This window comes from Mesorhizobium sp. M1295 (genome assembly GCF_040318135.1).
In the GTDB taxonomy this organism is placed as follows: Bacteria; Pseudomonadota; Alphaproteobacteria; order Rhizobiales; family Rhizobiaceae; genus Mesorhizobium.
In genome coordinates, this window is record NZ_JAMYLU010000011.1 from 14,317 (window position 1) to 36,414 (window position 22,098).

Annotated in this window: 23 protein-coding genes; 12 read left to right on the forward strand and 11 right to left on the reverse strand. The window is 62.9% G+C overall.

From position 1 onward, the window contains the following. The first annotated feature begins 19 nt into the window (after positions 1-19). From trpS to NKH29_RS16740, 3 genes are all read left to right on the forward strand, one after another. On the forward strand, positions 20-1,102 hold the full coding sequence (gene trpS, locus NKH29_RS16730) for a tryptophan--tRNA ligase (protein ID WP_352493729.1): 1,083 nt from the start codon (positions 20-22) through the stop codon (positions 1,100-1,102). 193 nt (positions 1,103-1,295) lie between these two features. Beyond that, positions 1,296-1,787 carry a universal stress protein gene (locus tag NKH29_RS16735; RefSeq protein ID WP_023717912.1) on the forward strand — a complete coding sequence of 164 codons (492 nt, stop codon included), beginning with the start codon at positions 1,296-1,298 and terminating at the stop codon, positions 1,785-1,787. A gap of 278 nt (positions 1,788-2,065) precedes the next feature. Continuing rightward, on the forward strand, positions 2,066-2,635 hold the full coding sequence (locus tag NKH29_RS16740) for a NifU family protein (RefSeq protein WP_023676386.1): 570 nt from the start codon (positions 2,066-2,068) through the stop codon (positions 2,633-2,635). Between the two features lie 167 nt (positions 2,636-2,802). Here the strand turns inward: NKH29_RS16740 and NKH29_RS16745 are convergent, their stop codons facing one another. From NKH29_RS16745 to NKH29_RS16760, 4 genes are all read right to left on the reverse strand, one after another. Then, complete coding sequence (locus tag NKH29_RS16745; protein WP_352857158.1) at positions 2,803-3,420, reverse strand: L,D-transpeptidase; 618 nt, start codon at positions 3,418-3,420, stop codon at positions 2,803-2,805. Positions 3,421-3,765: 345 nt separating this feature from the next. Next, a complete protein-coding gene (locus NKH29_RS16750; protein WP_352483308.1) occupies positions 3,766-3,891 on the reverse strand; it encodes a hypothetical protein in 126 nt (41 codons plus the stop codon). Then, entirely contained in the window at positions 3,892-4,020 is a 129-nt protein-coding gene (locus tag NKH29_RS16755) for a hypothetical protein (protein WP_352857156.1), read from the reverse strand. It abuts the gene before it with no gap. A gap of 163 nt (positions 4,021-4,183) precedes the next feature. Further along, positions 4,184-4,510 (reverse strand): GYD domain-containing protein, encoded by a 327-nt coding sequence (locus tag NKH29_RS16760; protein WP_352483306.1) that lies wholly within the window; start codon positions 4,508-4,510, stop codon positions 4,184-4,186. 152 nt (positions 4,511-4,662) lie between these two features. Here NKH29_RS16760 and NKH29_RS16765 point away from each other — a divergent pair, with 152 nt between their 5' ends. From NKH29_RS16765 to NKH29_RS16775, 3 genes are all read left to right on the forward strand, one after another. Continuing rightward, a complete protein-coding gene (locus NKH29_RS16765) occupies positions 4,663-4,962 on the forward strand; it encodes a DUF1330 domain-containing protein (protein WP_023717905.1) in 300 nt (99 codons plus the stop codon). An 826-nt stretch (positions 4,963-5,788) separates the two neighbouring features. Next, positions 5,789-6,289, forward strand: coding sequence for an MmcB family DNA repair protein (locus NKH29_RS16770; protein ID WP_353000156.1), 501 nt, complete (start codon positions 5,789-5,791; stop codon positions 6,287-6,289). A 72-nt stretch (positions 6,290-6,361) separates the two neighbouring features. After that, complete coding sequence (locus tag NKH29_RS16775) at positions 6,362-6,622, forward strand: hypothetical protein (RefSeq protein ID WP_198030469.1); 261 nt, start codon at positions 6,362-6,364, stop codon at positions 6,620-6,622. A gap of 26 nt (positions 6,623-6,648) precedes the next feature. Here NKH29_RS16775 and NKH29_RS16780 read toward each other — a convergent pair whose 3' ends face one another. From NKH29_RS16780 to NKH29_RS16805, 6 genes are all read right to left on the reverse strand, one after another. Further along, on the reverse strand, positions 6,649-6,957 hold the full coding sequence (locus NKH29_RS16780; protein WP_352483304.1) for a formate dehydrogenase subunit delta: 309 nt from the start codon (positions 6,955-6,957) through the stop codon (positions 6,649-6,651). After that, the gene (gene fdhD / locus NKH29_RS16785) at positions 6,947-7,774 is read right to left on the reverse strand and encodes a formate dehydrogenase accessory sulfurtransferase FdhD (RefSeq protein WP_023717901.1); all 828 of its coding nucleotides are present in this window, start codon (positions 7,772-7,774) and stop codon (positions 6,947-6,949) included. Before fdhD ends, NKH29_RS16780 begins: the two co-directional genes overlap by 11 nt. A gap of 183 nt (positions 7,775-7,957) precedes the next feature. Next, positions 7,958-10,870 carry a formate dehydrogenase subunit alpha gene (gene fdhF, locus NKH29_RS16790; protein ID WP_352483303.1) on the reverse strand — a complete coding sequence of 971 codons (2,913 nt, stop codon included), beginning with the start codon at positions 10,868-10,870 and terminating at the stop codon, positions 7,958-7,960. Positions 10,871-10,882: 12 nt separating this feature from the next. Then, on the reverse strand, positions 10,883-12,439 hold the full coding sequence (locus NKH29_RS16795) for a formate dehydrogenase beta subunit (RefSeq protein WP_352590771.1): 1,557 nt from the start codon (positions 12,437-12,439) through the stop codon (positions 10,883-10,885). Beyond that, positions 12,436-12,915: a formate dehydrogenase subunit gamma gene (locus NKH29_RS16800; RefSeq protein WP_352590774.1), complete on the reverse strand. Its 480-nt coding sequence runs from the start codon at positions 12,913-12,915 to the stop codon at positions 12,436-12,438. The genes NKH29_RS16795 and NKH29_RS16800 overlap by 4 nt, the downstream gene beginning before the upstream one ends. A 133-nt stretch (positions 12,916-13,048) precedes the next feature. Further along, a complete protein-coding gene (locus tag NKH29_RS16805; RefSeq protein ID WP_023717897.1) occupies positions 13,049-13,948 on the reverse strand; it encodes a LysR family transcriptional regulator in 900 nt (299 codons plus the stop codon). A 194-nt stretch (positions 13,949-14,142) separates the two neighbouring features. Between NKH29_RS16805 and NKH29_RS16810 the strand changes: the two genes are divergently transcribed. Continuing rightward, positions 14,143-14,784, forward strand: coding sequence for a DUF47 domain-containing protein (locus NKH29_RS16810; protein WP_023717896.1), 642 nt, complete (start codon positions 14,143-14,145; stop codon positions 14,782-14,784). Beyond that, positions 14,784-15,788, forward strand: coding sequence for an inorganic phosphate transporter (locus NKH29_RS16815; protein WP_352483300.1), 1,005 nt, complete (start codon positions 14,784-14,786; stop codon positions 15,786-15,788). Before NKH29_RS16810 ends, NKH29_RS16815 begins: the two co-directional genes overlap by 1 nt. 40 nt (positions 15,789-15,828) lie before the next feature. On the opposite strand, the gene NKH29_RS16820 is transcribed toward NKH29_RS16815, so the two are convergent. Next, a complete protein-coding gene (locus NKH29_RS16820) occupies positions 15,829-16,206 on the reverse strand; it encodes a VOC family protein (RefSeq protein WP_352483299.1) in 378 nt (125 codons plus the stop codon). A 195-nt stretch (positions 16,207-16,401) separates the two neighbouring features. Here NKH29_RS16820 and NKH29_RS16825 point away from each other — a divergent pair, with 195 nt between their 5' ends. The 4 genes from NKH29_RS16825 (at position 16,402) to chrA (ending at position 22,096) form a co-directional block, all read left to right on the forward strand. Next, positions 16,402-17,574 (forward strand): Mrp/NBP35 family ATP-binding protein, encoded by a 1,173-nt coding sequence (locus tag NKH29_RS16825; protein ID WP_352483316.1) that lies wholly within the window; start codon positions 16,402-16,404, stop codon positions 17,572-17,574. Between the two features lie 227 nt (positions 17,575-17,801). Continuing rightward, on the forward strand, positions 17,802-19,607 hold the full coding sequence (locus tag NKH29_RS16830; protein WP_352493736.1) for an IlvD/Edd family dehydratase: 1,806 nt from the start codon (positions 17,802-17,804) through the stop codon (positions 19,605-19,607). A gap of 264 nt (positions 19,608-19,871) precedes the next feature. Further along, positions 19,872-20,711: a chromate resistance protein ChrB domain-containing protein gene (locus tag NKH29_RS16835; protein WP_353000158.1), complete on the forward strand. Its 840-nt coding sequence runs from the start codon at positions 19,872-19,874 to the stop codon at positions 20,709-20,711. Next, positions 20,708-22,096, forward strand: coding sequence for a chromate efflux transporter (gene chrA, locus NKH29_RS16840; protein ID WP_352847071.1), 1,389 nt, complete (start codon positions 20,708-20,710; stop codon positions 22,094-22,096). The genes NKH29_RS16835 and chrA overlap by 4 nt, the downstream gene beginning before the upstream one ends. The last annotated feature ends 2 nt before the right edge of the window (positions 22,097-22,098 follow it).

Sequence of the window (22,098 nt, forward strand, 5' to 3'; positions counted from 1 at the left end):
CACAAGCCAGGGATACACCATGACCGGCCTCAACCAGCCCGCCTTCAAGCCACTCGTCTTTTCCGGCGTCCAGCCAACCGGCAATCTGCATCTCGGCAATTATCTCGGCGCCATCAAGAAATTCGTCGCCCTGCAGGACACCTCCGACTGCATCTACTGCGTCGTCGACCTGCATTCGCTGACCGCGCAGCTCGTCTATGAGGATCTTCAGGACCAGACGCGTTCGATCACCGCGGCGTTTCTCGCCTCCGGCATCGATCCGACCAAGCACATCGTCTTCAACCAGTCGCGGGTGATGCAGCACGCCGAGCTTGCCTGGATCTTCAACTGCGTGGCGCGCATTGGCTGGATGAACAGGATGACGCAGTTCAAGGACAAGGCCGGCAAGGACCGCGAGAACGCCTCGCTCGGCCTGCTCGCCTACCCCTCCCTGATGGCCGCCGATATCCTCGTCTACCGCGCCACCCATGTGCCGGTCGGCGACGACCAGAAGCAGCATCTGGAGCTGACCCGCGACATTGCGCAGAAATTCAACAACGATTTTTCGGACCGTATCGCGGCGCTTGGTGTCGGCGTCGAGATGCAGGTGGGCGAAGAGACGGTGAACGGCTATTTTCCGCTGACCGAGCCGGTCATCGGCGGCCCGGCGGCGCGCATCATGTCGCTGCGCGACGGTTCGAAAAAGATGTCGAAGTCCGACCCGTCGGACCTGTCGCGCATCAACCTGACCGACGATGCCGACGCCATCTCGAAGAAGATCCGCAAGGCCAAGACGGACCCGGAGGCTTTGCCCGGCGAACTGGACGGGCTTGCCGGCCGGCCGGAAGCGGAAAACCTCGTCGGCATCTATGCCGGCCTCGCCGAAATATCGAAAGAGGCGGTGCTGAAGGAATTCGGCGGCCAGCAGTTTTCGGTGTTCAAGCCGGCGCTGGCCGATCTCGCGGTGGAAAAGCTGGCGCCGATCGCCGGCGAGATGCGCCGCATCTCCGGCGACCGCGCCTATGTCGACGCGGTGCTGCGGGATGGCGGCGAGCGTGCCGGCACATTGGCCGAAGCGACGATGAAGACCGTGCGCGACATTATCGGCCTGCTGCAAGGCTAATTTATGTCGCGCAAAAGTGTGCAGCGGTTTTGCGATAACGACATGCATAAAACAAGAACCTGAAGCGCGTCGCATGAGGCCGGTCGAACGCGACGCGCTTTAAGCTGCACCAACATCGCCACAGCCGCCGGTCGCTTGCGGGCGGGCTGTGGCGGTGGCAGATTGCGGCCGAAAACCATCGAGCAGGGTGAATATGGTCTCCAAACGCCTCAGCCGCGAAGCCGGTCATCGCCGCAAGTTCCTGGCGATCATCGACGACACGCCGGAATGCGAGCGCGCCGTCGCCTACGCCTCGAAGCGGGCGCAAAGCACGGGCGGCGTGCTGGTGCTGCTCTATGTCATCGAGCCGGATGATTTCCAGCACTGGCTGGGCGTCGAGAAGATCATGCGCGAGGAGGCGACCGCCACGGCGCGCGCCGCGCTCGACAGCTACGCCAACAAGGTGCGCCAGAAGCTCGGCATCGAGCCGGAACTGGTGGTGCGCGAAGGCAAGCCGACCGAAGAGATCCACAAGCTGATCGAGGAAGACCAGGACATCGCCATCCTGGTGCTGGCGGCAGGCGCTGGCAAGGAAGGGCCTGGGCCGCTGGTCGGCGCGGTTGCCGGCAAGGGCGCCGCCTTTCCGATTCCAGTGACTGTGGTGCCGCAGAACCTGTCGGACGAGGAGATCGACAGCCTCGCCTGAGATGTGCCGATATTCAGGTGAGGCCGGCCTACAAATGGCGGCTTCCTGCGCTTCCGGTGCTCACGTACCAAAAGTACGCTCCGCTCCGGTTCTCGGAAACCATCATTTTCGGCTCGGCCTGACCTGAATCTCAACACATCTCCAATTGTTTCAGCGAGCTAGCAAAACATTCCACCAGCCAGCCGTTCCCCGCGATGCCTTTCGCTTGAATGTCGGGCGGATAAAGCCTAATTAGAATTATTCCAAACTAGCTGCCCGAAACGGGCACGGAGATGGCCATGTTCATCCAGACCGAGTCGACGCCAAACCCGGCGACGCTGAAATTCCTGCCCGGCAAGGAAGTGCTGCAAGAAGGCACCGCCGATTTCCGTGATGCCGACAGCGCCGCGACGGCTTCGCCGCTGGCCGGCCGTCTGTTCGAGATCCCCGGCGTCACCGGCGTCTTCTTCGGCTATGATTTCATCACCGTGACCAAGGACGGTCCCGACTGGCAGCATCTGAAGCCGGCTATCCTCGGCGCCATCATGGAGCATTTCATGTCCGGCGCCCCGGTGATGGCCAAGGCCGGCCCCGCCGCCGAGACCAGCCAGACCGGCGAATTCTACGACAAGGCCGACGAGGAGCTGGTCGTCACCATCAAGGAGTTGCTCGACACGCGGGTGCGCCCGGCGGTGGCCCAGGATGGCGGCGACATTACCTTCCGCGGCTTCGAGAACGGCACCGTATTCCTGCACATGAAGGGCGCCTGCGCCGGTTGCCCGTCCTCGACGGCGACGCTGAAGCACGGCATCCAGAACCTGCTCCGGCACTTTGTGCCGGAAGTGCAGCACGTCGAACAGGTCTCCTGACGCGCCGTTCCATCGTCAACGTCGATCGACAACAAAAAACCGGGCCAAAGTGCCCGGTTTTCTGTTTGCGACGTCTGTGTGTTGCCTAGACGGTCCGCGTATAAAGCTCTTCTTGTTTGACCATGATCTTGTCCGAAAACCGGGTCCCGCTTTTCGGGATCATGGTCTTACAGCACAATGACCTTGGCGCCGACCGAGGTGCGGTCGTAGAGGTCGATAATGTCCTGGTTCATCAGCCGGATGCAGCCCGACGACATCGCCTTGCCGATCGAATTCCATTCCGGGCTGCCATGCAGGCGGTAGCCCATGTCGCCGCCCTTGTTGAACAGGTACATGGCGCGCGCGCCGAGCGGGTTCTTCAACCCCGGCTCCATGCCGCCGGCAAACTTGGCCAGCTCCGGCTGCCGCCTGATCATCTGCGACGGCGGCGTCCAGGTCGGCCATTCGCGCTTTAGTGCGATACGGGCGGTGCCGTGCCATTCGAAACCTTCACGGCCGACGCCGATGCCGTAGCGCATCGCCTCGCCGTCGCCCATGACGAAATAGAGGAACTTGTTCTGCGTATCGACGATGATGGTGCCCGGCTTTTCCCTGGTGTCGTAGTCGACGATCTGGCGGCGGTATTTGAACGGCACCTTTTCGATCGGGATGCGCGGCAGATGATAGCCGGCATCGGTCACCGCGCCGTAGTTGTTGGTGAAGATCTGCGAGCCGATGGTGCTGCAACCGGCGACAGCCGTCGACACCGCCAGGGCCGCGACGATTGCAAGTGACTTCATGCGCATGAAAAGGTCCGATGCCTGCCCAAACAACAGCGGCTCGAGTCGGCCGCTTTTTTCATCTTCATTCATGCTGGCATTTGCTTTGCTTGCCAAGCGGGCGATGCCTATATCCTTGGGCTTGCGTGCTGGTAAACCGGCGACTATGGCATTTCGGCAACAGCCCCAGCAGGATTATGCTGCAAAATCAATGGGCCAAGAACAAGAACCCCGAGACGGGTCGGTGACGCTGGCTGGCGCTCTGGCCGGCCAGCCAAGGCCATCCGTTACTACGAGGAGATCGGCCTGATCTCGCCTGAGACGCGGCCGCTGCAGGAGATAATCCTGACAAGCCTGGTTCAATAGGCCGGTTCAATAAAGAACGCCGCGAAGAACCGTCCAAGCCAGAAGCCCGAACGTGCCGATCACCACCACTGCACCAAGGACCGTGCCGATCTTTTCAGGCAGTCCATCGGGGCGACCAGGATCGTCGGCCATTCAACTATCGATCATGACGTAGGCGGCACCAAACACGGCAACGATGATTGCCCCAAGCACCGCCCAGCCTCTGATGGCCGAGCGGATTTCCTCCGGTGTCGCCGATTTGCGTCCGTCATCGTCCGTCATCTAATGCTCCTCGTAAAATACCGTGGCCGACATTGAAAGCGCAAGCTGCCGGCGCTGCCAAGAGGGTGCAGCGGACATTTTTTTGCGCAAAAGTTTAGGAGCGTGCGCCGTTCGACAGCAAGCGTTACCTAGCCTTCGACACTCCGCGAAGCACGGGCGGCCGTCACGATCCCGGTGGGCGATACCGGATCGACTTCGCCCTGCCAAGCGCTTCCATCGTCTCTTCGACACTTAGCAGCACGGTGGTCTCGTAGGAGCTGAGCGCGCCTCCCGCACCAATGGCAAGCATGACCGATGCCATGGAGACGTTGTCCGGCGCCTCCCACAGATTCCAGCCGTCGTGTTCTCCGAAGGCATACCAGAACCCGTGCAGCTTTCCGCCGACCGACTCGATGTAGGAACGGGCAGCCTCGCGTCTGTCCTCGGGATTATCCATCAAGCGCGCCCACGTTTCGGGCCTGTAGCTGAATCGCGTGAGATACATCGGCATGGTTCGTCTCCTCCCAGAGCTATCCCCACGAATGTAGTAAAGCGCCCCAATCCGGGAGAACGCGAGTCGTTTCCGAGGCGTAGTACCGCTGGCTTAGTTGCGGGACCGCTAATGGACCTGCTTCAATGCCTTTCCTAAGGGGAGTAAGGTCAATGGCAGCCTATCTTATTGCCGATGTCGACATAACCGACGCCGCCGTTTTCGAGGAATACCGCCGGGACGTGCCTGCAACCGAAGCCCGCTACGGGGGAAGGTACATCGCTCGTGGCGGAGCCACCAAAGTGCTGGAAGGCGATTGGGAGCCTCATCGCCTTGTCATCGTCGAATTTCCCGACATGGCCTCGCTCCTCGCATGGTACGACTCTCCGGAATACGGCCGCCTCAAAGCCATCCGCGAACGCTGTGCAAAGACGAGGATCATTGCTCTGGAGGGCATGATGCCGGTTAGTTAGAGGGGGTTGTCAACCAGATAATAGCCGCCCAGAAGGCGGCTATATATTTGACAAACCCGGATGACCGCTGACCAAAGCTCCGCTACAAATCAGCCGTGACGCCCGCGCCTATTAGTAGTTTCATTGGAGCCATGATCCTCAGTTTGGTTGGGGTTCTAGCCTACCGCTGGTTTGGCCCTATCGCGCTGGTTATTGTCGGAGGCATTGGTCTTCCAGCGGTGCTCGCCTGTTCCTTATACCGATTTGATTTGAAAAACCGGAAGGCGCGTGAGTGGCTTAATCCGACAGACAAGAGCTCCTAGACCAGCACTGGCCCCAGCACAAAGGCGATTATCTGGTTGGCAACCCGCCTTGGCAGCGGCGACAAAACATGATTCAAATGCGGTTGTGTTGGGGGAAAACATGATCCGCATAGCCATCGTTATAGCCATTGCCGTCAGTGCATCGGCATGCACTAGCCAGGCGAACGTTCCTTATGACACGAGTAAAAAAACCTGTAGAATCTATGTTGAGCCGGGGTCAGGCCACAAGCGTGAACTTTGTCTTCCGGACACTCCAAATAAATACTGTGTGCGTGCTTATTATATAAACACACCAGGTGGAGAAAGGGTAATGTGCGGCCCACTAACCCGCAAGGCAACCACTGCCGAGGGTCGTGCCAGACAGCTTGCAGGCAGTAAATACCCGTAGGAAAACACCCACGGTGGGCCGCTTGCGCTTCAGGGTTCTGCACCGGCGGTGTCCCGTTCTGGTTGGGTTTGTCAACCGGATAATCGCCCCAAAAAACCGGGTTCAAACCGTGAACAAAATCTGACATGGTGCGGCCATGCCTATCATCTCACCTCTACCCCTTAACCCGCTGATCGACGGTCGCCAGTCGGAGCGTGCCATGCTGGTCAGGCGTGGCGTGCAGCGGCTGCTCAAGCAGATGGGCGCGCATGTCTTGCCCGAACTGTCGCTGGCCACCGGGCGCCGCGCCGATCTCGTAGCGCTGACCCGCCAGGGCGATATCTGGATCATCGAGATCAAATCCTCGATCGAGGATTTCAGGGTCGACCGCAAATGGCCGGACTACCGGCTGCATTCCGACCGCTTCTTCTTCGCCACCCATCCCGGCGTGCCCCAGGAGATCTTTCCGGAAGAGTGCGGCTTCATTCTCTCCGACGGCTATGGTGCCGAGGTCCTGCGCGATGCGCCCGAGCACCGGATGGCGGGGGCGACGCGCAAGGCGCTGATGCTGAGGATCGCGCGCGCCGGTGCCGCGCGGTTGCTGGCGGCGGAGCTTGCCGGGGTGTCGGTGCCGGCGCTGGAGGGTGAGAGTGAGTAGGGGGTTTCCCTCTCCGTAGTCATGGAGGCTTGCGCTGCCCCGGCTGCCGCCACCTTGCATAAGAGACGATGTATGACTGCGGTGTTCCGCAAGGAACGCCAACAGCCGGCTGTAGCCTTCGTCTTCCCAGTGCAGGTCGAGATTGGAAATGAAACCCGGCACGAAGACGAGATCGAGCGATCCCTGGCCGACCACCTGATAGGCGATCCGCACGTCGCCGCTGAGCGCGTAGCGAGTTTCGATCGGCCTCACGAGGTTTGTCCGCCCGACCCGACGATTTCTTATCGCCGGATCATAGCAGAGCCGCGAGACTTGCGGCAGATGAAACCTTAGAGGGTGTGAATGTAGGCCCGCGGCGCCTACTTCTGTGACGCAGCCGTAGTCTCGGTGCTCGCTCCGCCGACGCTAAAACCTGCGCCCTCCGGCGCGCCCGGCCGCTTGATGTGTGGGGCGGCCGCGACGACAAGCTCGTTGAAGCCTTCGCCGCCGCTGTCGAGCATCTCGAACAATTGCCGGCGCATCCTCGGCTCCCAGAACTTGTTGATGTGCTCGGCGACGCCGGCAATGCCTTGCTCGCGCGGCTTGGAGTGGAAAAAGGCAGCGATCTGGTTGGCCATGCGAACCAGCTTTTCGCTGGTGCTCATGAGGTGGCCTTCGTCATGCGACATGCTTGGCAACTCCGGAAACCACGCGGTCAGGATGGGTGAAAATATCGAAATCATCGCCGCGCACCAGCGCCACCAGCGTCATGCCGGCGTCGTCTGCGGTGCGGATGGCAAGTGCCGTCGGCGCCGAGACGGCGATGATGAAGGCAGCACCGATCGCCGCGGTCTTCTGCACCATCTCGACCGAAACGCGCGACGTCACGACGACGGCCCCCGACCTGCCGTCGATACCGGCTTTGGCCAGCGCGCCGGCCAGCTTGTCCAGCGCATTGTGACGGCCGACATCCTCGCGCGCCATGACGATGCCCTTGCCGGGGAGGTAAAAACCGGCGGCGTGGACCGCGCCGGTCTCGGCGTGCAGCGGCTGCACCTTCGACAAAAGCTTGACCGAGCGGACGATGTCATCGGCCTGAAGTGTAAGTTTCGACGCACCGACCGGATCGACCGAGCGCATCGCTTCCTCGATCGATTCGATGCCGCACAGCCCGCAGCCGACCGGGCCGGCGAGCCGTCTGCGACGCGCCTCGAAACGGGTGTTGGCCTGGTCCTTCAGCCGGATCTGGATATCGATGCCGGCGCCGTGATCCTCGACCTCGATGGCTTCGATTTCGTCTGGCGAGGCAATGATGCCTTCGGTCAGCGAGAAGCCGAGCGCGAAATCCTCGAAATCGGCCGGGCTTGCCATCATCACCGCATGCGTGGTGCCGGCAAAGGAGAATGCTACCGGCGTCTCTTCCGGCACCATGCGGTTGGCGGCCGCGGTGCCGCCGGCGCGGCGCGCGAGGCGGCTGATCTGGGTGACAGCACGACGTTTGGGCATCACGCGGCACCCCCCTCTGGCCTACCGGCCATCTCCCCCTCAAGGGGGGAGATTGGCAGTTCAGACGTAAGGCACCCTTCGACGCTGGTGATTGGCGAAAGCCGAGATGACATCCAATCTCCTCCCTTGAGGGGGAGATGGCCGGTAGGCCAGAGGGGGGTGCTCCGGCACGACGCCAAAACGCTACTCCGCTGCTTGCAGCGAGGCGATGCGGCGGCTTTGCTTTGCCTGCTCGTCATAGTCGCGCTGCCATTCCGACGGGCCGTTGGATGCACCCACCTGCACCGCGGTCACCTTGTATTCCGGGCAGTTGGTCGCCCAGTCGGAGAAGTCGGTGGTGATGACGTTGGCCTGGGTGTCGGGATGGTGGAAGGTCGTATAGACGACGCCCGGCGACACCCGGTCGGTGATCAGCGCGCGCAGCGTCGTCTCGCCCGAGCGGCTGGTCAGCCGCACCCAGTCGCCATCGCGCAGGCCGCGATTTTCGGCATCATGCGGATGGATCTCCAGCCGATCCTCGCTGTGCCACACGACGTTGTCGGTGCGCCTGGTCTGCGCGCCGACATTATACTGCGACAGGATGCGGCCGGTGGTCAGCAGCAGCGGGAAGCGCGGCCCGGTCCTCTCGTCGGTCGCGACATATTCGGTGCGGATGAACTTGCCCTTGCCGCGCACGAAGCCGCCAATATGCATGATCGGCGTGCCTTCCGGCGACTTCTCGTTGCAGGGCCACTGCACCGAGCCCACCCGGTCGAGAAGGTCGAAGGAAACGCCGGAGAAGCTCGGCGTCGTCTTGGCGATCTCGTCCATGATCTCGGAGGGATGCGTGTAGTTCCAGCCGAGGCCGAGCGCCTTGGCGAGCTCCTGCGTCGTCTCCCAGTCGGCATAGCCGCATTTCGGCTCCATCACCTTGCGCACCATGTTGATGCGGCGCTCGGCATTGGTGAAGGTGCCGTCCTTCTCGAGGAAGGTCGAGCCGGGCAGGAACACATGCGCGTAGTTGGCCGTCTCGTTGAGGAAGAGGTCGTGCACGACGACACATTCCATCGCGGCGAGACCCGCGGCGACATGCTTGGTGTCGGGGTCCGACTGCAGGATGTCCTCGCCCTGTACATAGAGCCCCTTGAACGAGCCGTCGACGGCCGCGTCCAGCATATTGGGGATGCGCAGGCCGGGCTCGTCGTCGAGCTTGACGCCCCACAGGCTCTCATAGATGGCGCGCACCGCGTCGCCCGAAATGTGGCGGTAGCCGGGAAGTTCGTGCGGGAACGAACCCATGTCGCAGGAGCCCTGCACATTGTTCTGGCCGCGCAGCGGATTCACGCCGACGCCCGGCCGGCCGATATTGCCGGTCGCCATGGCGAGGTTGGCAATGGCGATGACGGTGGTCGAGCCCTGGCTGTGCTCGGTCACGCCGAGGCCGTAATAGATCGCGCCGTTGCCGCCGCGCGCATAGAGCCGCGCCGCGCCGCGTATGTCGTCGGGATCGACATTGGCGAGCTGACCGACGACCTCCGGGCTGTTTTCCGGCAGTGCCACGAACGATGCCCAGTCCTGGAACTCGTCCCAGTCGCAGCGCTCGCGGATGAACGCCTCGTCGAACAGGCCTTCGGTGACGATGACATGGGCAAGTGCGGTCAGCATGGCGACGTTGGTGCCCGGCTTCAGCGGCAGATGGAACTGCGCTTCGACATGGGCCGAGCGCACGATATCGGTGCGGCGCGGATCGAGCACGATCAGCTTGGCGCCCTGGCGCATGCGCTTTTTCATACGCGAGGCGAACACCGGATGCGCATCGGTCGGATTGGCGCCGATCAGCAGGATGACGTCCGTCTGCTCGATCGAATCGAAATCCTGCGTGCCGGCGGAGGTACCGAAGGTCTGGCCCAGGCCATAGCCGGTCGGCGAATGGCAGACGCGGGCGCAGGTATCGACATTGTTGTTGCGGAAGCCCTGCCGGACCAGCTTCTGGACGAGGTAGGTCTCCTCGTTGGTGCAGCGCGACGAGGTGATGCCGCCGATCGACGTGCGGCCGTACTGGTACTGGATGCGGCGGAATTCATTCGCCGTATGGGTGAGCGCCTCTTCCCACGACACTTCGCGCCACGGATCGCTGACCCGCTCGCGGATCATCGGCTTCAGGATACGGTCCTTGTGTGTCGCATAGCCATAGGCGAAGCGGCCCTTGACGCAGGAGTGGCCGTGGTTGGCCTTGCCTGCCTTGTAGGGCATCATGCGAATGACCTCGTCGCCCTTGACCTCGGCCTTGAATGAGCAGCCGACGCCGCAATAGGCGCAGGTGGTGACGGTCGAGCGCTCGGGCAGGCCTTTCGCAAGCACGGTTTTCTCCCTCAGCGCATCGGTCGGGCAGGCCTGCACGCAGGCCCCGCACGACACGCATTCGGAATCGACGAACGCCTCGTGCATGCCGGCCGAGACCCTGGATTCGAAGCCGCGGCCCTCGATGGTCAGCGCGAACGTGCCTTGCACCTCTTCGCAGGCGCGCACGCAGCGCGAGCAGACGATGCATTGCGCCGGATCATAGGTGAAATAGGGGTTCGATTCATCGCGGGCGATGTAGTCGATGGTCAGCGAGCCATGGCCGGGCGCCACGCCGTTTTCTTGCTCGACGTGGTTGCGGCCGTCCACGCCATAGCGGTTCTCGGTCAGGCCGACCGTCCTGACGACCTTGTCGAACTCGCTGGCGCCGGTGCCGGCCGTCTCGCCCCACGCAGCCGGATGGTCAGAGACATAGAGCTCCATCACGCCGCGACGAATGGCGTTCAGCCGGTCGCTCTGGGTATGCACGACCATGCCTTCGCCAACCGGCGTCGTGCACGAGGCCGGCGTGCCGCCGCGCCCGTCGATCTCGACGAGGCAGACCCGGCAGGAGCCGAACGAGTCCAGCATGTCGGTGGCGCAGAGTTTCGGGATTTCAACGCCCGCTTCCATCGAAGCGCGCATGATCGAGGTACCCGCCGGCACCGTCACCGGCTTGCCATCGACGGTCAGCGTCACCTGCTGTTCCGCTTCGGAGGCGGGTGTGCCGTAGTCGATTTCCTGGACCAGCGATTTGATGTCGAATGCCGCGTTCATGCCTGTCCGCTCCTATTCCGCTGCTTCGGCGACCGGCGTCGGCCGAAAGTCGTCCGGGAAATGGTTGAGTGCACTCATCACCGGATATGGGGTGAAGCCGCCGAGAGCGCAAAGCGAGCCGAACTTCATCGTGTTGCAAAGGTCGGTGACCAGCGCGATCTGCTTTTCCGGTTCGATGTTCTCAGCGAGCCGGTCCAGCACCTCGACGCCGCGCGTCGAGCCGATGCGGCAGGGCGTGCACTTGCCGCAGCTCTCGATGGCGCAGAATTCCATGGCGAAGCGCGCCTGCTTCAGCATGTCGGCGCTGTCGTCGAAAACGACGATGCCGGCGTGGCCGATCAGCCCGTCCTTGGCCGCGAACGCCTCGTAGTCGAACGGCGTGTCGAACAGGGCGCGCGGGAAATAGGCGCCGAGTGGGCCACCGACCTGCACCGCTTTGACTGGGCGACCCGTTGCCGTGCCGCCACCGATATCGTCGACGATCTCGCCCAGAGTCATGCCGAACGCCGCCTCGTAGAGACCAGCATATTTGACGTTGCCGGCGATCTGGATCGGGATGGTGCCGCGCGAACGGCCCATGCCGAAATCCTTGTAGAAGGCGGCACCCTTGTCCATGATCACCGGTACCGAGGCCAGCGAAATGACGTTGTTGATCACCGTCGGCTTGCCGAACAGGCCCTTATGCGCCGGCAGCGGCGGCTTGGCCCGCACCTGTCCGCGCTTGCCTTCGAGGCTGTCGAGCAGGGCGGTCTCCTCGCCGCAGACATAGGCGCCGGCGCCGACGCGCACTTCCATGTCGAATGAATTGGGTGACCCGAGCACATTGACGCCGAGCACGCCGGCCCTGCGGGCGATCTCGACGGCCTTCTGCATCACCGCCACCGCATGCGGATATTCCGAGCGGATATAGATGAAGCCCTTGGTCGCGCCGGTGGCGATGCCGGCGATCGCCATGCCTTCGATCAGCACGAAGGGGTCGCCTTCCATGATCATGCGGTCGGCGAACGTACCGGAATCGCCTTCATCGGCATTGCAGACGATGTATTTGCGGTCGGCCGACGTATCGAGGACCGTCTTCCATTTGATGCCGGTCGGGAAGCCGGCGCCGCCACGACCGCGCAGCCCGGACTCGGTCACCTGCTTGACGATGTCGGCCGGTGTCATCGCCACCGCATTCTGCAGGCCGTTCAGCCCGCCATGCGCCTTGTAGTGATCGAGCGACAGCGGATCGGTGACGCCGCAACGTGCAAAGGTCAGCCGCGTCTGTTTGGCCAGGAACGGGATCTTGTCCGGTGCGCCCAGCCAGCGCTTGTGATGGCCGCCGGTGAGGAAGCCGCAGTCGAACAGGCTTTTGACGTCGGATGGCTTGACCGGCCCATAGGCGACGCGGCCATTGGCCGTCGCCACTTCGACCATCGGCTCGAGGAAATAGGCGCCGCGCGAGCCGTTGCGCACGATCTTGGCCTCGATGCCGCGCTCGGCCAACTCCGCCCGAACCGCCTTGGCGACCTTTTCCGCACCCAGCGCCAGCGCGCCGGAATCGCCGGGAATATAGATGCGCGGGATCATGAGCGCACCTCGGCAACGATTTCATTGAGCTTTTCGTCGTCGAGCCGCCCGATCACCTCGCCGTCCAGCATCGCCGATGGCGAGCAAGCGCAAAGGCCAAGGCAATAGACCGGCTCCAGCGTCACCGAACCGTCGCGGGTTGTCTCGTGGAAACCGATGCCCAGCATTGATTTGAGCTTGGCGGCAATCGCATCCGAGCCCATCGACTGGCAGGCTTCCGCCTGGCAAAGCTTCAGCACATGGCGGCCGGCGGGCTGGCTGCGGTAATCGTGATAGAAGGTGACGACGCCATGCACCTCGGCCCTGGAGATGTTCAGCGCCTCGGCAATGACCGGCAGCGCGTCCCGCGGCACATAGCCGAACTCTTCCTGTATGCCGTGCAGGATCGGCAACAGCGGGCCTTCGAGGCCTTTCAGCTCGTGGATGATCGCCGCCGTGCGCGATGCGATCTCGGTACTTGCAGGCTGCATCGTCATGCAGCGCCCTCCCTGGTCGTGGCGGTCTTCCGCTAAGTGCTTAGGAAATCAGAGGAAACCCGCTAAATCAATAAAGCCGATCCGTTGCTCGATAGAAATTTTCTATCGATCTCGATCACCAGCGTTATCTAGCCTAGCGGCGGGCGCGGAAATCGTCCGCCAGCGCCATTGCCTCGTCCAACAGCGCCGAGACCAGCGGCGTGTGCGGTTCGCGCGGCGCCGCCACCAGCCCGACGGTGTGGCTGGCATCCGGCTCGACGATCGGGATAGCCCGGATCGGCTCGGAAAAGCCAAACGTTTCCGCAAGGTTAAGCGGCATGATCGACGACCATTTGCCGGTGCGGATATGTGAAAACAGCACGATCATCGAGTTGGATTCCAGTGTCGGCCGCACCTGCACGCCGGCTTCGGCCAGATGCTGGTCGATGATGCGGCGGTTCTGCATGTCCGGCGTCAGCAGGCAGAGCGGCAGCTGGGAGAGTTCCGCCCATGTCACTTTGTCGCGGTCGAAATAGGGGTTCCCGACAGCGGTGATCAGTTGGTAGCGCTCGTCGTAGAGCGGCACGCTGGTGACGCGTCCGAGCGGCTCGTTGTCGAGATAGGTGATGCCGGCGTCGATGTCGAAATTGCCGAGCAGCGACAGCACCTCGATCGAGGTCCGCGACAGCACCGAGAAGGTGACGCCGGGGTGCTTTGCCCGAAACGGCGTGGTCAATCGCGCCACCATGGCCAGCGCCGTAGGGATCGCGGCGATGCGGATGCGTCCTGACAGGCCGTGGCGTGCCGCCCGCATCTCCTCGCGCATGGTCCTGCTGTCGCCGACGATGCGGCGCGCCCACACCAGCACCTGCTTGCCTTCCGGCGTCAGCCCCTGGAAGCGCGAGCCGCGCAGCACCAGCATCACGCCGAGCTGGCCCTCCAGCTGCTTGATGCCGGCCGAAAGCGTCGGTTGGGTGACGCCGCACACCTCCGCCGCGCGGCCGAAATGTTCTTCCCTGGCGAGTGCTATGAAGAATTCCAGCTTGTCGATCATGCCGTCGGGAGCCTGTCACGGACGCTATGTCCGATCTTAGCGCGCAAGGTCGGGGAAATCGCCTTCGGCCGCAAGCCGCCTGTGCAAATCGCCCGCATCCACATCTTTCAGCCGGCTTACTGTTTCCCGCGATGGAACGCGGCGCTATGTGGATGGGACGGGGTCGTGGACTGGACACGACGGGAGACCGAAACATGCTGGGCTGGTTCCGCAAGCTTTTGCCGCGCGAAGATCGCTTCTTCGACCTGTTCGAGCGGCATTCCCGCACTGTGGTCGGCGGCGCTGAGGCACTGCAGCAGCTTTTGCAGGGCAACGACATCGACCGCTGGTGTCAGACGATCATCGATCTCGAGGACGAAGCCGATCAGATCACCGCGGAAGTTCTGCTGGCCGTGCGCCGCTCCTTCATCACGCCCTTCGATCGCGGCGACATCAAGGACCTGATCCAGTCGATGGATGATGCCATCGACATGATGCACAAGACCGTCAAGACGGTAAGGTTGTTCGAAAAGAAGGAATTCGACCCGCTGATGCAGGAAATGGGGGCCGTCATCGTCGAGGCCGCCAAGTTGGTGGCCGAGGCGATCCCACTGCTCGGCAAGGTCGGGGCGCATACGGTGCGCCTCAACGCCATCGCCGAGGAGGTCATGCGCGCCGAAGGCCGGGCCGACGACCTGCACGAACAGGGCCTGAAGGACCTGTTCAAGCGGCACGGCCGCAGCGATCCGATGGCCTATCTGATCGGCAGCGAGATCTACGGCCAGCTGGAAAAGGTGGTCGACCGCTTCGAGGACGTCGCCAACGAAATCAGCGGCATCGTCATCGAGAACGTATAGTGGAAGCCGCGATAGCCTTTCCGGTGCTGGTCGGCCTTGTCGCCGTCGCACTGTTCTTCGATTTCCTCAACGGCCTGCACGATGCCGCCAACTCCATCGCGACAATCGTCTCCACCCGCGTGCTGAGGCCGCATTATGCGGTGTTCTGGGCGGCTTTCTTCAATTTCATCGCCTTCATGTTCTTCGGTCTTCACGTGGCGGAGACGCTGGGAACCGGCATCATCGACGCCAGCATCGTCACGCCGGCAGTGATCTTCGCAGCACTTGTCGGCGCCATCGTCTGGAATATCGTCACCTGGCTCGTCGGTATCCCGTCCAGCAGCTCGCACGCGCTGATCGGCGGTTTGGTCGGCGCCGGCGTTGCCAAGGCCGGCACCGGCGCCATCGTCTGGGCCGGATTGGGCAAGACGACGGCGGCCATCGTGCTGTCGCCGGCGGCAGGCTTTCTGCTGGCGCTCGTCTTGATCCTCGCGGTCTCCTGGCTGTTCGTGCGGCAGACGCCGTTCGCCGTCGACAGCACCTTCCGCGTCATGCAGTTCTTTTCCGCCTCGCTCTATTCGCTCGGCCATGGCGGCAACGACGCGCAGAAGACCATGGGCATCATCGCCGTGCTGCTTTATTCGCAAGGCATGCTCGGCGCGAATTTTTACGTGCCGCTGTGGGTCGTCATCACCTGTCAGTCGGCGCTGGCGCTGGGCACGTTGCTCGGCGGCTGGCGCATCGTCCACACGATGGGCTCGAAGATCACCCGGCTGAACCCGATGCAGGGTTTCTGCGCCGAGACCGGCGGTGCGATCACCCTGTTCGCCGCCACCTGGCTCGGTATTCCGGTATCGACCACGCACACGATCACCGGCGCCATCATTGGCGTCGGCGCCGCCCGCCGCGTCTCAGCCGTTCGCTGGGGCATTGCCGGCAATATCGTGGTTGCCTGGATTATCACCCTGCCGGCAACCGCGGCGATTGCGGCTCTCACCTACCTCGCGGTCGGCCTGGCAAGGTGACAGCACCGCAGCACTGCGCGGCGGTGCGTGAACGCCGTATCTACCTGTCCACAAGGTTCAGGATGTTGCCGTCCGGATCCTTGAACCATGCGACCTTCATGCCCTGACCGACATGAACGTCACCCTCCAGCGTCAGGCCGGGCATGTCATAATGCTCGAAGGCCACGCCCTTCGATTTCAACGCCTCAACGATTTTGCCGAGCTCGTCGCCGACCGTCCAGGTCACTGCCGTCGCCTTGTTGGTCCCAGCGAAATTCGAACGGTACACGTTGATGCTGGTATCGCCGCTTTTATAGACGATCAGTTCGCCACCTTCATTGTGCACCTCTTTCAGGCCGAGCGTCCCTTCGTAGAAAGCCCTGGCCCTGGCCAGGTCCTTCACTGCGAGATTGGCCGTTGCGTTGCTGTTTGCGAGCATGATCGTCTCCTTCCCTTGATGTCGTGCTCATGCTGCTCCCTCAGATAGGTCGTAACGGATGGTTGGCGACCGTCGATCAGGCAAATCCGACTGCGTCGGTCCGTTTTCCGGGGCACACCAGGCCGGCTGTTGCTCCACGACTTGGTTCTCTCCGGAAACTGCACTATCTCAGGCGCGAGCTTGCATAAGGAAGATCTGATGTCCGTCACCAAGGAAATCGTCATCGAACGCCTGAAGACGGTCAACGGGCCGGATTTCACCGGCAATATCGTCGACCTCGGCATGGTTTCCGAGATTTTCATTGCCGATGCCAAGGTGTTCTTCTCGATCACCGTTCCCGCCGCCCGTGCCCAGGAGATGGAGCCGCTGCGTGCGGCCGCCGAGCGTGTCGTCAAGGCGATCCCCGGTGTCGCCGGCGCCGTGGTCGCGCTGACGGCGGAAAAGAAGGGCGGCGGCATGGAGGCGCCGGTTCCGCAAAGACCGGCTCAGAGGCCCGCTCCGCCGGCCGCACCTGCTCGTCCCGCGCCGCAGGCGCCCGCCTCGCACAGCCATGGCAAGCGCGGCGTACCAGGCATCGACGCCATCATCGCTGTTGCTTCCGGCAAGGGCGGCGTCGGCAAGTCGACCACCGCCGTCAATATCGCCCTTGGCCTGGCCGCCAACGGGTTGCGGGTCGGCGTGCTCGATGCCGATATTTATGGCCCGTCCATGCCACGTCTGCTCAACATTCATGGCCGGCCGCAGACCGTCGACGGCAAGATCCTGAAGCCGATGCAGAACTATGGCCTCAAGGTCATGTCGATGGGCTTCCTCGTCGATGAGGAGACGCCGATGATCTGGCGCGGGCCGATGGTGATGTCGGCATTGACGCAAATGCTGCGCGAGGTCGAATGGGGACCGCTCGACGTGCTCGTCGTCGACATGCCGCCCGGCACCGGCGACGCCCAGCTGACCATGGCCCAACAGGTGCCGCTGGCCGGCGCCGTCATCGTCTCGACGCCACAGGACCTGGCCCTGATCGATGCGCGCAAAGGCCTCAACATGTTCAGAAAGGTCGACGTGCCGCTTTTGGGCATCGTCGAAAACATGAGCTATTTTCTCGCCCCCGATACGGGGAAACGCTACGACATCTTCGGCCATGGCGGCGCGCGCCGTGAGGCAGAGCGCCTCGGCGTCACCTTCCTTGGCGAAGTGCCGCTCGAGATGGGCATCCGCGAAAGCTCCGATGCCGGCACGCCGGTGGTGGTCTCCAAGCCCGATAGCGCCGAGGCGAAAATCTATCGCGACATCGCCGCCAAGGTCTGGCACCGCGTCAATGAAGAGCGCGGCGCGGCCGAGGCTGCAGTGCCGAGCATCGTGTTCGAGTGATGCGGATATCCCTCCCCTTTGAGCGGAGGGTGGCCCGAAGGACCGGGCGGGGTCCGCGGCGACACGCTCCAACTTTTCCGGGATAGCGGACTGACAAACCACGATCCCGTCTAGCGCGGAGGCAGATGTGTGTCTATCGCACCAAAGTGCGGATTCGGATGGCGCGTGCCCCTTGCCTGCTCCCGCGCGTTGTCATATCGATTTGTCATACAAATACGGAGACCACGATGGCAGGCGCCCCCACCAGCAAGAAAAAATTTCGCTCGCAAGAGTGGTTCGACAATCCCGACAATCCGGGCATGACAGCACTTTATCTGGAGCGCTACCTGAATTACGGGCTGACGCGGGCCGAACTGATGTCCGGCAAGCCGCTGATCGGCATCGCCCAGACCGGCTCGGACCTGTCGCCCTGCAACCGCCATCACATCGAACTGGCCAAGCGCGTGCGCGAGGGCATCGTCTCGATGGGCGGCATTCCTTTCGAGTTTCCTTGCCACCCGATCCAGGAAACCGGCAAGCGGCCGACAGCTGCGCTCGACCGCAACCTTGCCTATCTCAGCCTGGTCGAGGTGCTCTACGGCTATCCGCTCGACGGCGTGGTGCTCACCATCGGCTGCGACAAGACGACGCCGGCCATGCTGATGGCCGCGGCTACCGTCAACATTCCGGCTATCGCGCTTTCGGTCGGCCCGATGCTCAACGGCTGGCACAAGGGCAAGCGCACCGGCTCCGGCACCATCGTCTGGGAATCGCGCCAGCGCCTGTCGGCCGGCGAGATCGGCTATGACGAGTTCATGGACATCGTCGCCTCCTCGGCGCCGTCGACCGGCTATTGCAACACGATGGGCACCGCTACCACGATGAATTCGCTGGCCGAGGCGCTCGGCATGCAATTGCCGGGCTCGGCCGCAATCCCCGCCCCCTATCGCGAACGCGGCCAGATCGCCTATGAGACTGGAAAGCGCATCGTCGACATGGTGCATGAGGATCTGAAGCCCTCCGACATCATGACCCGCAAGGCCTTCGAGAACGCCATCGTCGTCAATTCGGCGATCGGCGGGTCGACCAATGCGCCGATCCACCTCAACGCCATCGCCCGCCACCTCGGCGTGCCGCTCGACAACAACGATTGGCAGAAGGTTGGCCTCAACATTCCGCTCATCGTCAATCTGCAGCCGACCGGCGAATATCTCGGCGAGGACTATCACCATGCCGGCGGCGTGCCGGCTGTGATCGCCGAACTGATGAAGGGCGGCATGCTGCCCTATCCGGAAGCCATGACCGCTAACGGCAAGACCATCGGCGACAATTGCGGCGGCGCCGTGAACGAGAACCTCGACGTCATCCGCACGGTTGCCGAGCCGCTGAAAGCCAATGCCGGCTTCATCAACCTCAAGGGCAATCTGTTCGATTCGGCGATCATGAAGACCAGCGGCATCTCGCCTGAATTCCGCGAACGCTATCTGTCGAACCCGAAGGACCCGGAAGCGTTCGAGGGCAACGCCATGGTCTTCGACGGCCCCGAGGATTATCACGCCCGTATCGACGACCCGGCACAGGGCATCGACGAGCACACCATCCTGTTCATGCGCGGCGCCGGCCCGATCGGCTATCCCGGCGGCGCCGAAGTCGTCAACATGCAGCCGCCTGCCTATCTGATCAAAAAGGGCATCCACGCGCTGGCCTGTATCGGCGACGGGCGTCAGTCAGGCACGTCGGGCTCGCCGTCGATCCTCAACGCCTCGCCGGAAGCCGCCATCGGCGGCGGCTTGGCGCTGCTGAAGACCGGCGATCGCGTCCGCATCGACCTGCGCAAGGGTACCGCCGACATCCTCGTCAGCGACGACGAGATCACGCGGCGCCGCGCCGAGCTGCAGAACAATGGCGGCTATCATTATCCGAAGCACCAGACGCCGTGGCAGGAAATCCAGCGCGGCATGGTCGACCAGTTTTCCGAAGGCATGGTGCTGAAGCCGGCGGTGAAGTACCAGGATGTGGCTCATACAAGCGGCGTGCCGAGGGACAATCACTGACCAGGGTCCGTCGCACGAGCCGTCAGCTCGCCAGCGCGACGGTCACCTCATTTCTCCCCGTTAACAGCCCGCTAACGGGGAGAAATGCCCGCCACAGAGTTGGACGCGGTCATTTGTCAAAAGCGATTGCTCCCGCGAGAACGGGAATGCTTGACAAGCGGGCGTGACAAATCCACGATCATCGTAAGGGGTGCATCGCGACGACCCCGTGAGGCGTCAGCCCAACGTTCGCGTCCAAGCTTCTCTTTCAAGGAGGTGGACGCCATGCCGTCAACAACCGCTATCACTGTATCGCAACTGTCTCGTCTGATTGGGCTGCCGGGTGCGCCCGCAATCATCGAAGTCCGCACCGACGATGACTACAACGCCGATCCGCGCCTGTTGCCGGGCTCAACCCGGCGGGACTTCAAGGCTGTCGCCACCTGGGCTGGCGAATTCACTGGCCAGCAAGTGACGGTCGTCTGCCAACAGGGAAAAAAGCTCTCGCAAGGCGTGGCCGCATGGCTGCGGCACGAGGGCATTGCCGCCGAATCGCTCGAAGGCGGGTTTGAGGCATGGCGCGATGCCAAGGGGCTTTTGGTTCACACCGGCAAGATACCGCCCGCCGATGCCAAGGGCCGCACCGTTTGGGTGACGCGTACGCGCCCGAAGGTCGATCGCATCGCGTGCCCCTGGCTGATCCGACGCTTCATCAATCCTCACGCGGTCTTTCTCTTCGTCGAGCCGGCCGAAGTGGCGGCCGTCGCCGATCGCTTTCAGGCCGTGCCTTTCGACATCGAGAACGTGTTCTGGAGCCACCGCGGCGAACGCTGCACCTTCGATACCATGATCGAGGAGTTCGGACTAAAATCCGAAGCGCTCGATCGCCTCGCCACGATCATACGCGCTGCCGATACTGCGAGCCTCGATCTTGTCCCACAGGCGGCCGGGTTCCTGGCCGCCTCGCTTGGCCTGTCACGGATGTTTCGCGACGATCTGGAGCAGCTCGAGGCCGGCATGCTGCTTTACGATGCGTTCTTCCGCTGGTGCCGCGATGCCACCGAGGAGACGCATAACTGGCCGGCCGCCGGCACGGGCAATCTCGGCGCGGGCAAGCCTTCGTGAGCGCCGTCCTTTCGAAAAAGCCGCCGGAGATCCAAGAGCCGGTTGTGCCGAGCTTCCGGCAGGCCGTGAAAGTCTGGGCGAAAATCGGCGTGCTCAGCTTTGGCGGCCCGGCCGGGCAGATCGCACTCATGCACAAGGAATTGGTCGAGGAACGGCGCTGGATCGGCGAACAGCGTTTCCTGCATGCGTTGAACTACTGCATGCTGCTGCCTGGCCCGGAGGCCCAGCAACTTGCCATCTATATCGGCTGGTTGCTGCACAAAACGGTCGGCGGCCTTGTTGCCGGCATTCTCTTCGTCGTGCCGGGCGCGCTTGTCATGCTCGTCCTGAGCAGCCTCTATGCGCTCTATGGCGATGTACCACTCGTCGCGGCGCTGTTTTTCGGGGTCAAGGCGACCGTGCTCGCCATTGTCATCGAGGCGGTGATCCGGATCGGCAGACGCGCGCTGAAAAACCCCGTCATGGTGTCGATCGCACTCGCCGCCTTCATCGCCATCTACGCGTTGAACGTGCCGTTTCCGCTGATCGTCCTGCTTGCCGGCCTGGCAGGCTGGATCGGCAACCGTAGTGCGCCGGCATTTTTTTCCGGCGCTTCGCATGGCAAGGGCGATGTTCCCGACATCAAGGGCGCGGTCGATCTGATGTTCGAGCGCGGTGAACTGACCCACGTCAGGCCGACGCGATGGCACGCGCCGCGCATCTTGGCGATCTGGCTGCCGATCTGGCTCGGGCCTGTTCTGCTGGTCTGGGCTGTCACCGGCTCGGCCAGCGTCTGGACGCAAATCGGTGGCTTCTTCAGTGTCATGGCGGTCGTTACCTTCGGCGGCGCCTACGCGGCCCTTGCCTATGTGGCGCAGGCAGCGGTCGAGTACTTCGGCTGGCTGGCACCCGGTGAAATGGTCGACGGCCTCGGACTTGCCGAAACCACGCCGGGCCCGCTCATCCTGGTCTTGCAGTTCGTCGGCTTCGTCGCCGCCTTCCGCCAGTCGGGCTCGCTGGCGCCGCTGCTTGCCGGGTTGTTTGGCGGGCTGTTCACGCTGTGGGCGACGTTTACCCCATGTTTCCTGTGGATATTCCTTGGCGCGCCTTACATCGAAGCGCTGCGCGGCAACAAGGCGCTGTCGGCGGCGCTCGGCGCAATCACCGCCGCCGTCGTCGGCGTCATCATGAATCTCGCTCTATGGTTCGGCTTGCACGTCATCTTCGGCGAAGTGCGCAATGTCGGGCTTGGAATGGACGTGCCGGTGCTTTCATCGATAGACTGGCGCGCGGCGCTGCTTTCCTGTGCCTCGATGATCGCCATTCTGAAGCTGAAAATCGGCATGCTGCCGACGCTTGCCGGATCGGCGCTGGCCGGCGTCTTGTTGCTGGCGGCGAGCGGCTAACG

Bases quoted from the DNA above. Each gene is read 5' to 3' on its own strand.
- NKH29_RS16810 (WP_023717896.1), top strand. From the start codon at position 14,143: ATGCTGGGCTGGTTCCGCAAGCTTTTGCCGCGCGAAGATCGCTTCTTC.
- NKH29_RS16820 (WP_352483299.1), bottom strand. From the start codon at position 16,206: ATGCTCGCAAACAGCAACGCAACGGCCAATCTCGCAGTGAAGGACCTG.
- NKH29_RS16775 (WP_198030469.1), top strand. From the start codon at position 6,362: ATGACTGCGGTGTTCCGCAAGGAACGCCAACAGCCGGCTGTAGCCTTC.
- NKH29_RS16755 (WP_352857156.1), bottom strand. From the start codon at position 4,020: ATGACGGACGATGACGGACGCAAATCGGCGACACCGGAGGAAATCCGC.
- NKH29_RS16735 (WP_023717912.1), top strand. From the start codon at position 1,296: ATGGTCTCCAAACGCCTCAGCCGCGAAGCCGGTCATCGCCGCAAGTTC.
- fdhD (WP_023717901.1), bottom strand. From the start codon at position 7,774: ATGCCCAAACGTCGTGCTGTCACCCAGATCAGCCGCCTCGCGCGCCGC.
- NKH29_RS16795 (WP_352590771.1), bottom strand. From the start codon at position 12,439: ATGATCCCGCGCATCTATATTCCCGGCGATTCCGGCGCGCTGGCGCTG.
- trpS (WP_352493729.1), top strand. From the start codon at position 20: ATGACCGGCCTCAACCAGCCCGCCTTCAAGCCACTCGTCTTTTCCGGC.
- NKH29_RS16760 (WP_352483306.1), bottom strand. From the start codon at position 4,510: ATGCCGATGTATCTCACGCGATTCAGCTACAGGCCCGAAACGTGGGCG.
- NKH29_RS16740 (WP_023676386.1), top strand. From the start codon at position 2,066: ATGTTCATCCAGACCGAGTCGACGCCAAACCCGGCGACGCTGAAATTC.
- NKH29_RS16835 (WP_353000158.1), top strand. From the start codon at position 19,872: ATGCCGTCAACAACCGCTATCACTGTATCGCAACTGTCTCGTCTGATT.
- NKH29_RS16750 (WP_352483308.1), bottom strand. From the start codon at position 3,891: ATGGCCGACGATCCTGGTCGCCCCGATGGACTGCCTGAAAAGATCGGC.
- fdhF (WP_352483303.1), bottom strand. From the start codon at position 10,870: ATGAACGCGGCATTCGACATCAAATCGCTGGTCCAGGAAATCGACTAC.
- NKH29_RS16765 (WP_023717905.1), top strand. From the start codon at position 4,663: ATGGCAGCCTATCTTATTGCCGATGTCGACATAACCGACGCCGCCGTT.
- NKH29_RS16830 (WP_352493736.1), top strand. From the start codon at position 17,802: ATGGCAGGCGCCCCCACCAGCAAGAAAAAATTTCGCTCGCAAGAGTGG.
- NKH29_RS16770 (WP_353000156.1), top strand. From the start codon at position 5,789: ATGCCTATCATCTCACCTCTACCCCTTAACCCGCTGATCGACGGTCGC.
- NKH29_RS16780 (WP_352483304.1), bottom strand. From the start codon at position 6,957: ATGTCGCATGACGAAGGCCACCTCATGAGCACCAGCGAAAAGCTGGTT.
- NKH29_RS16745 (WP_352857158.1), bottom strand. From the start codon at position 3,420: ATGCGCATGAAGTCACTTGCAATCGTCGCGGCCCTGGCGGTGTCGACG.
- NKH29_RS16805 (WP_023717897.1), bottom strand. From the start codon at position 13,948: ATGATCGACAAGCTGGAATTCTTCATAGCACTCGCCAGGGAAGAACAT.
- NKH29_RS16800 (WP_352590774.1), bottom strand. From the start codon at position 12,915: ATGACGATGCAGCCTGCAAGTACCGAGATCGCATCGCGCACGGCGGCG.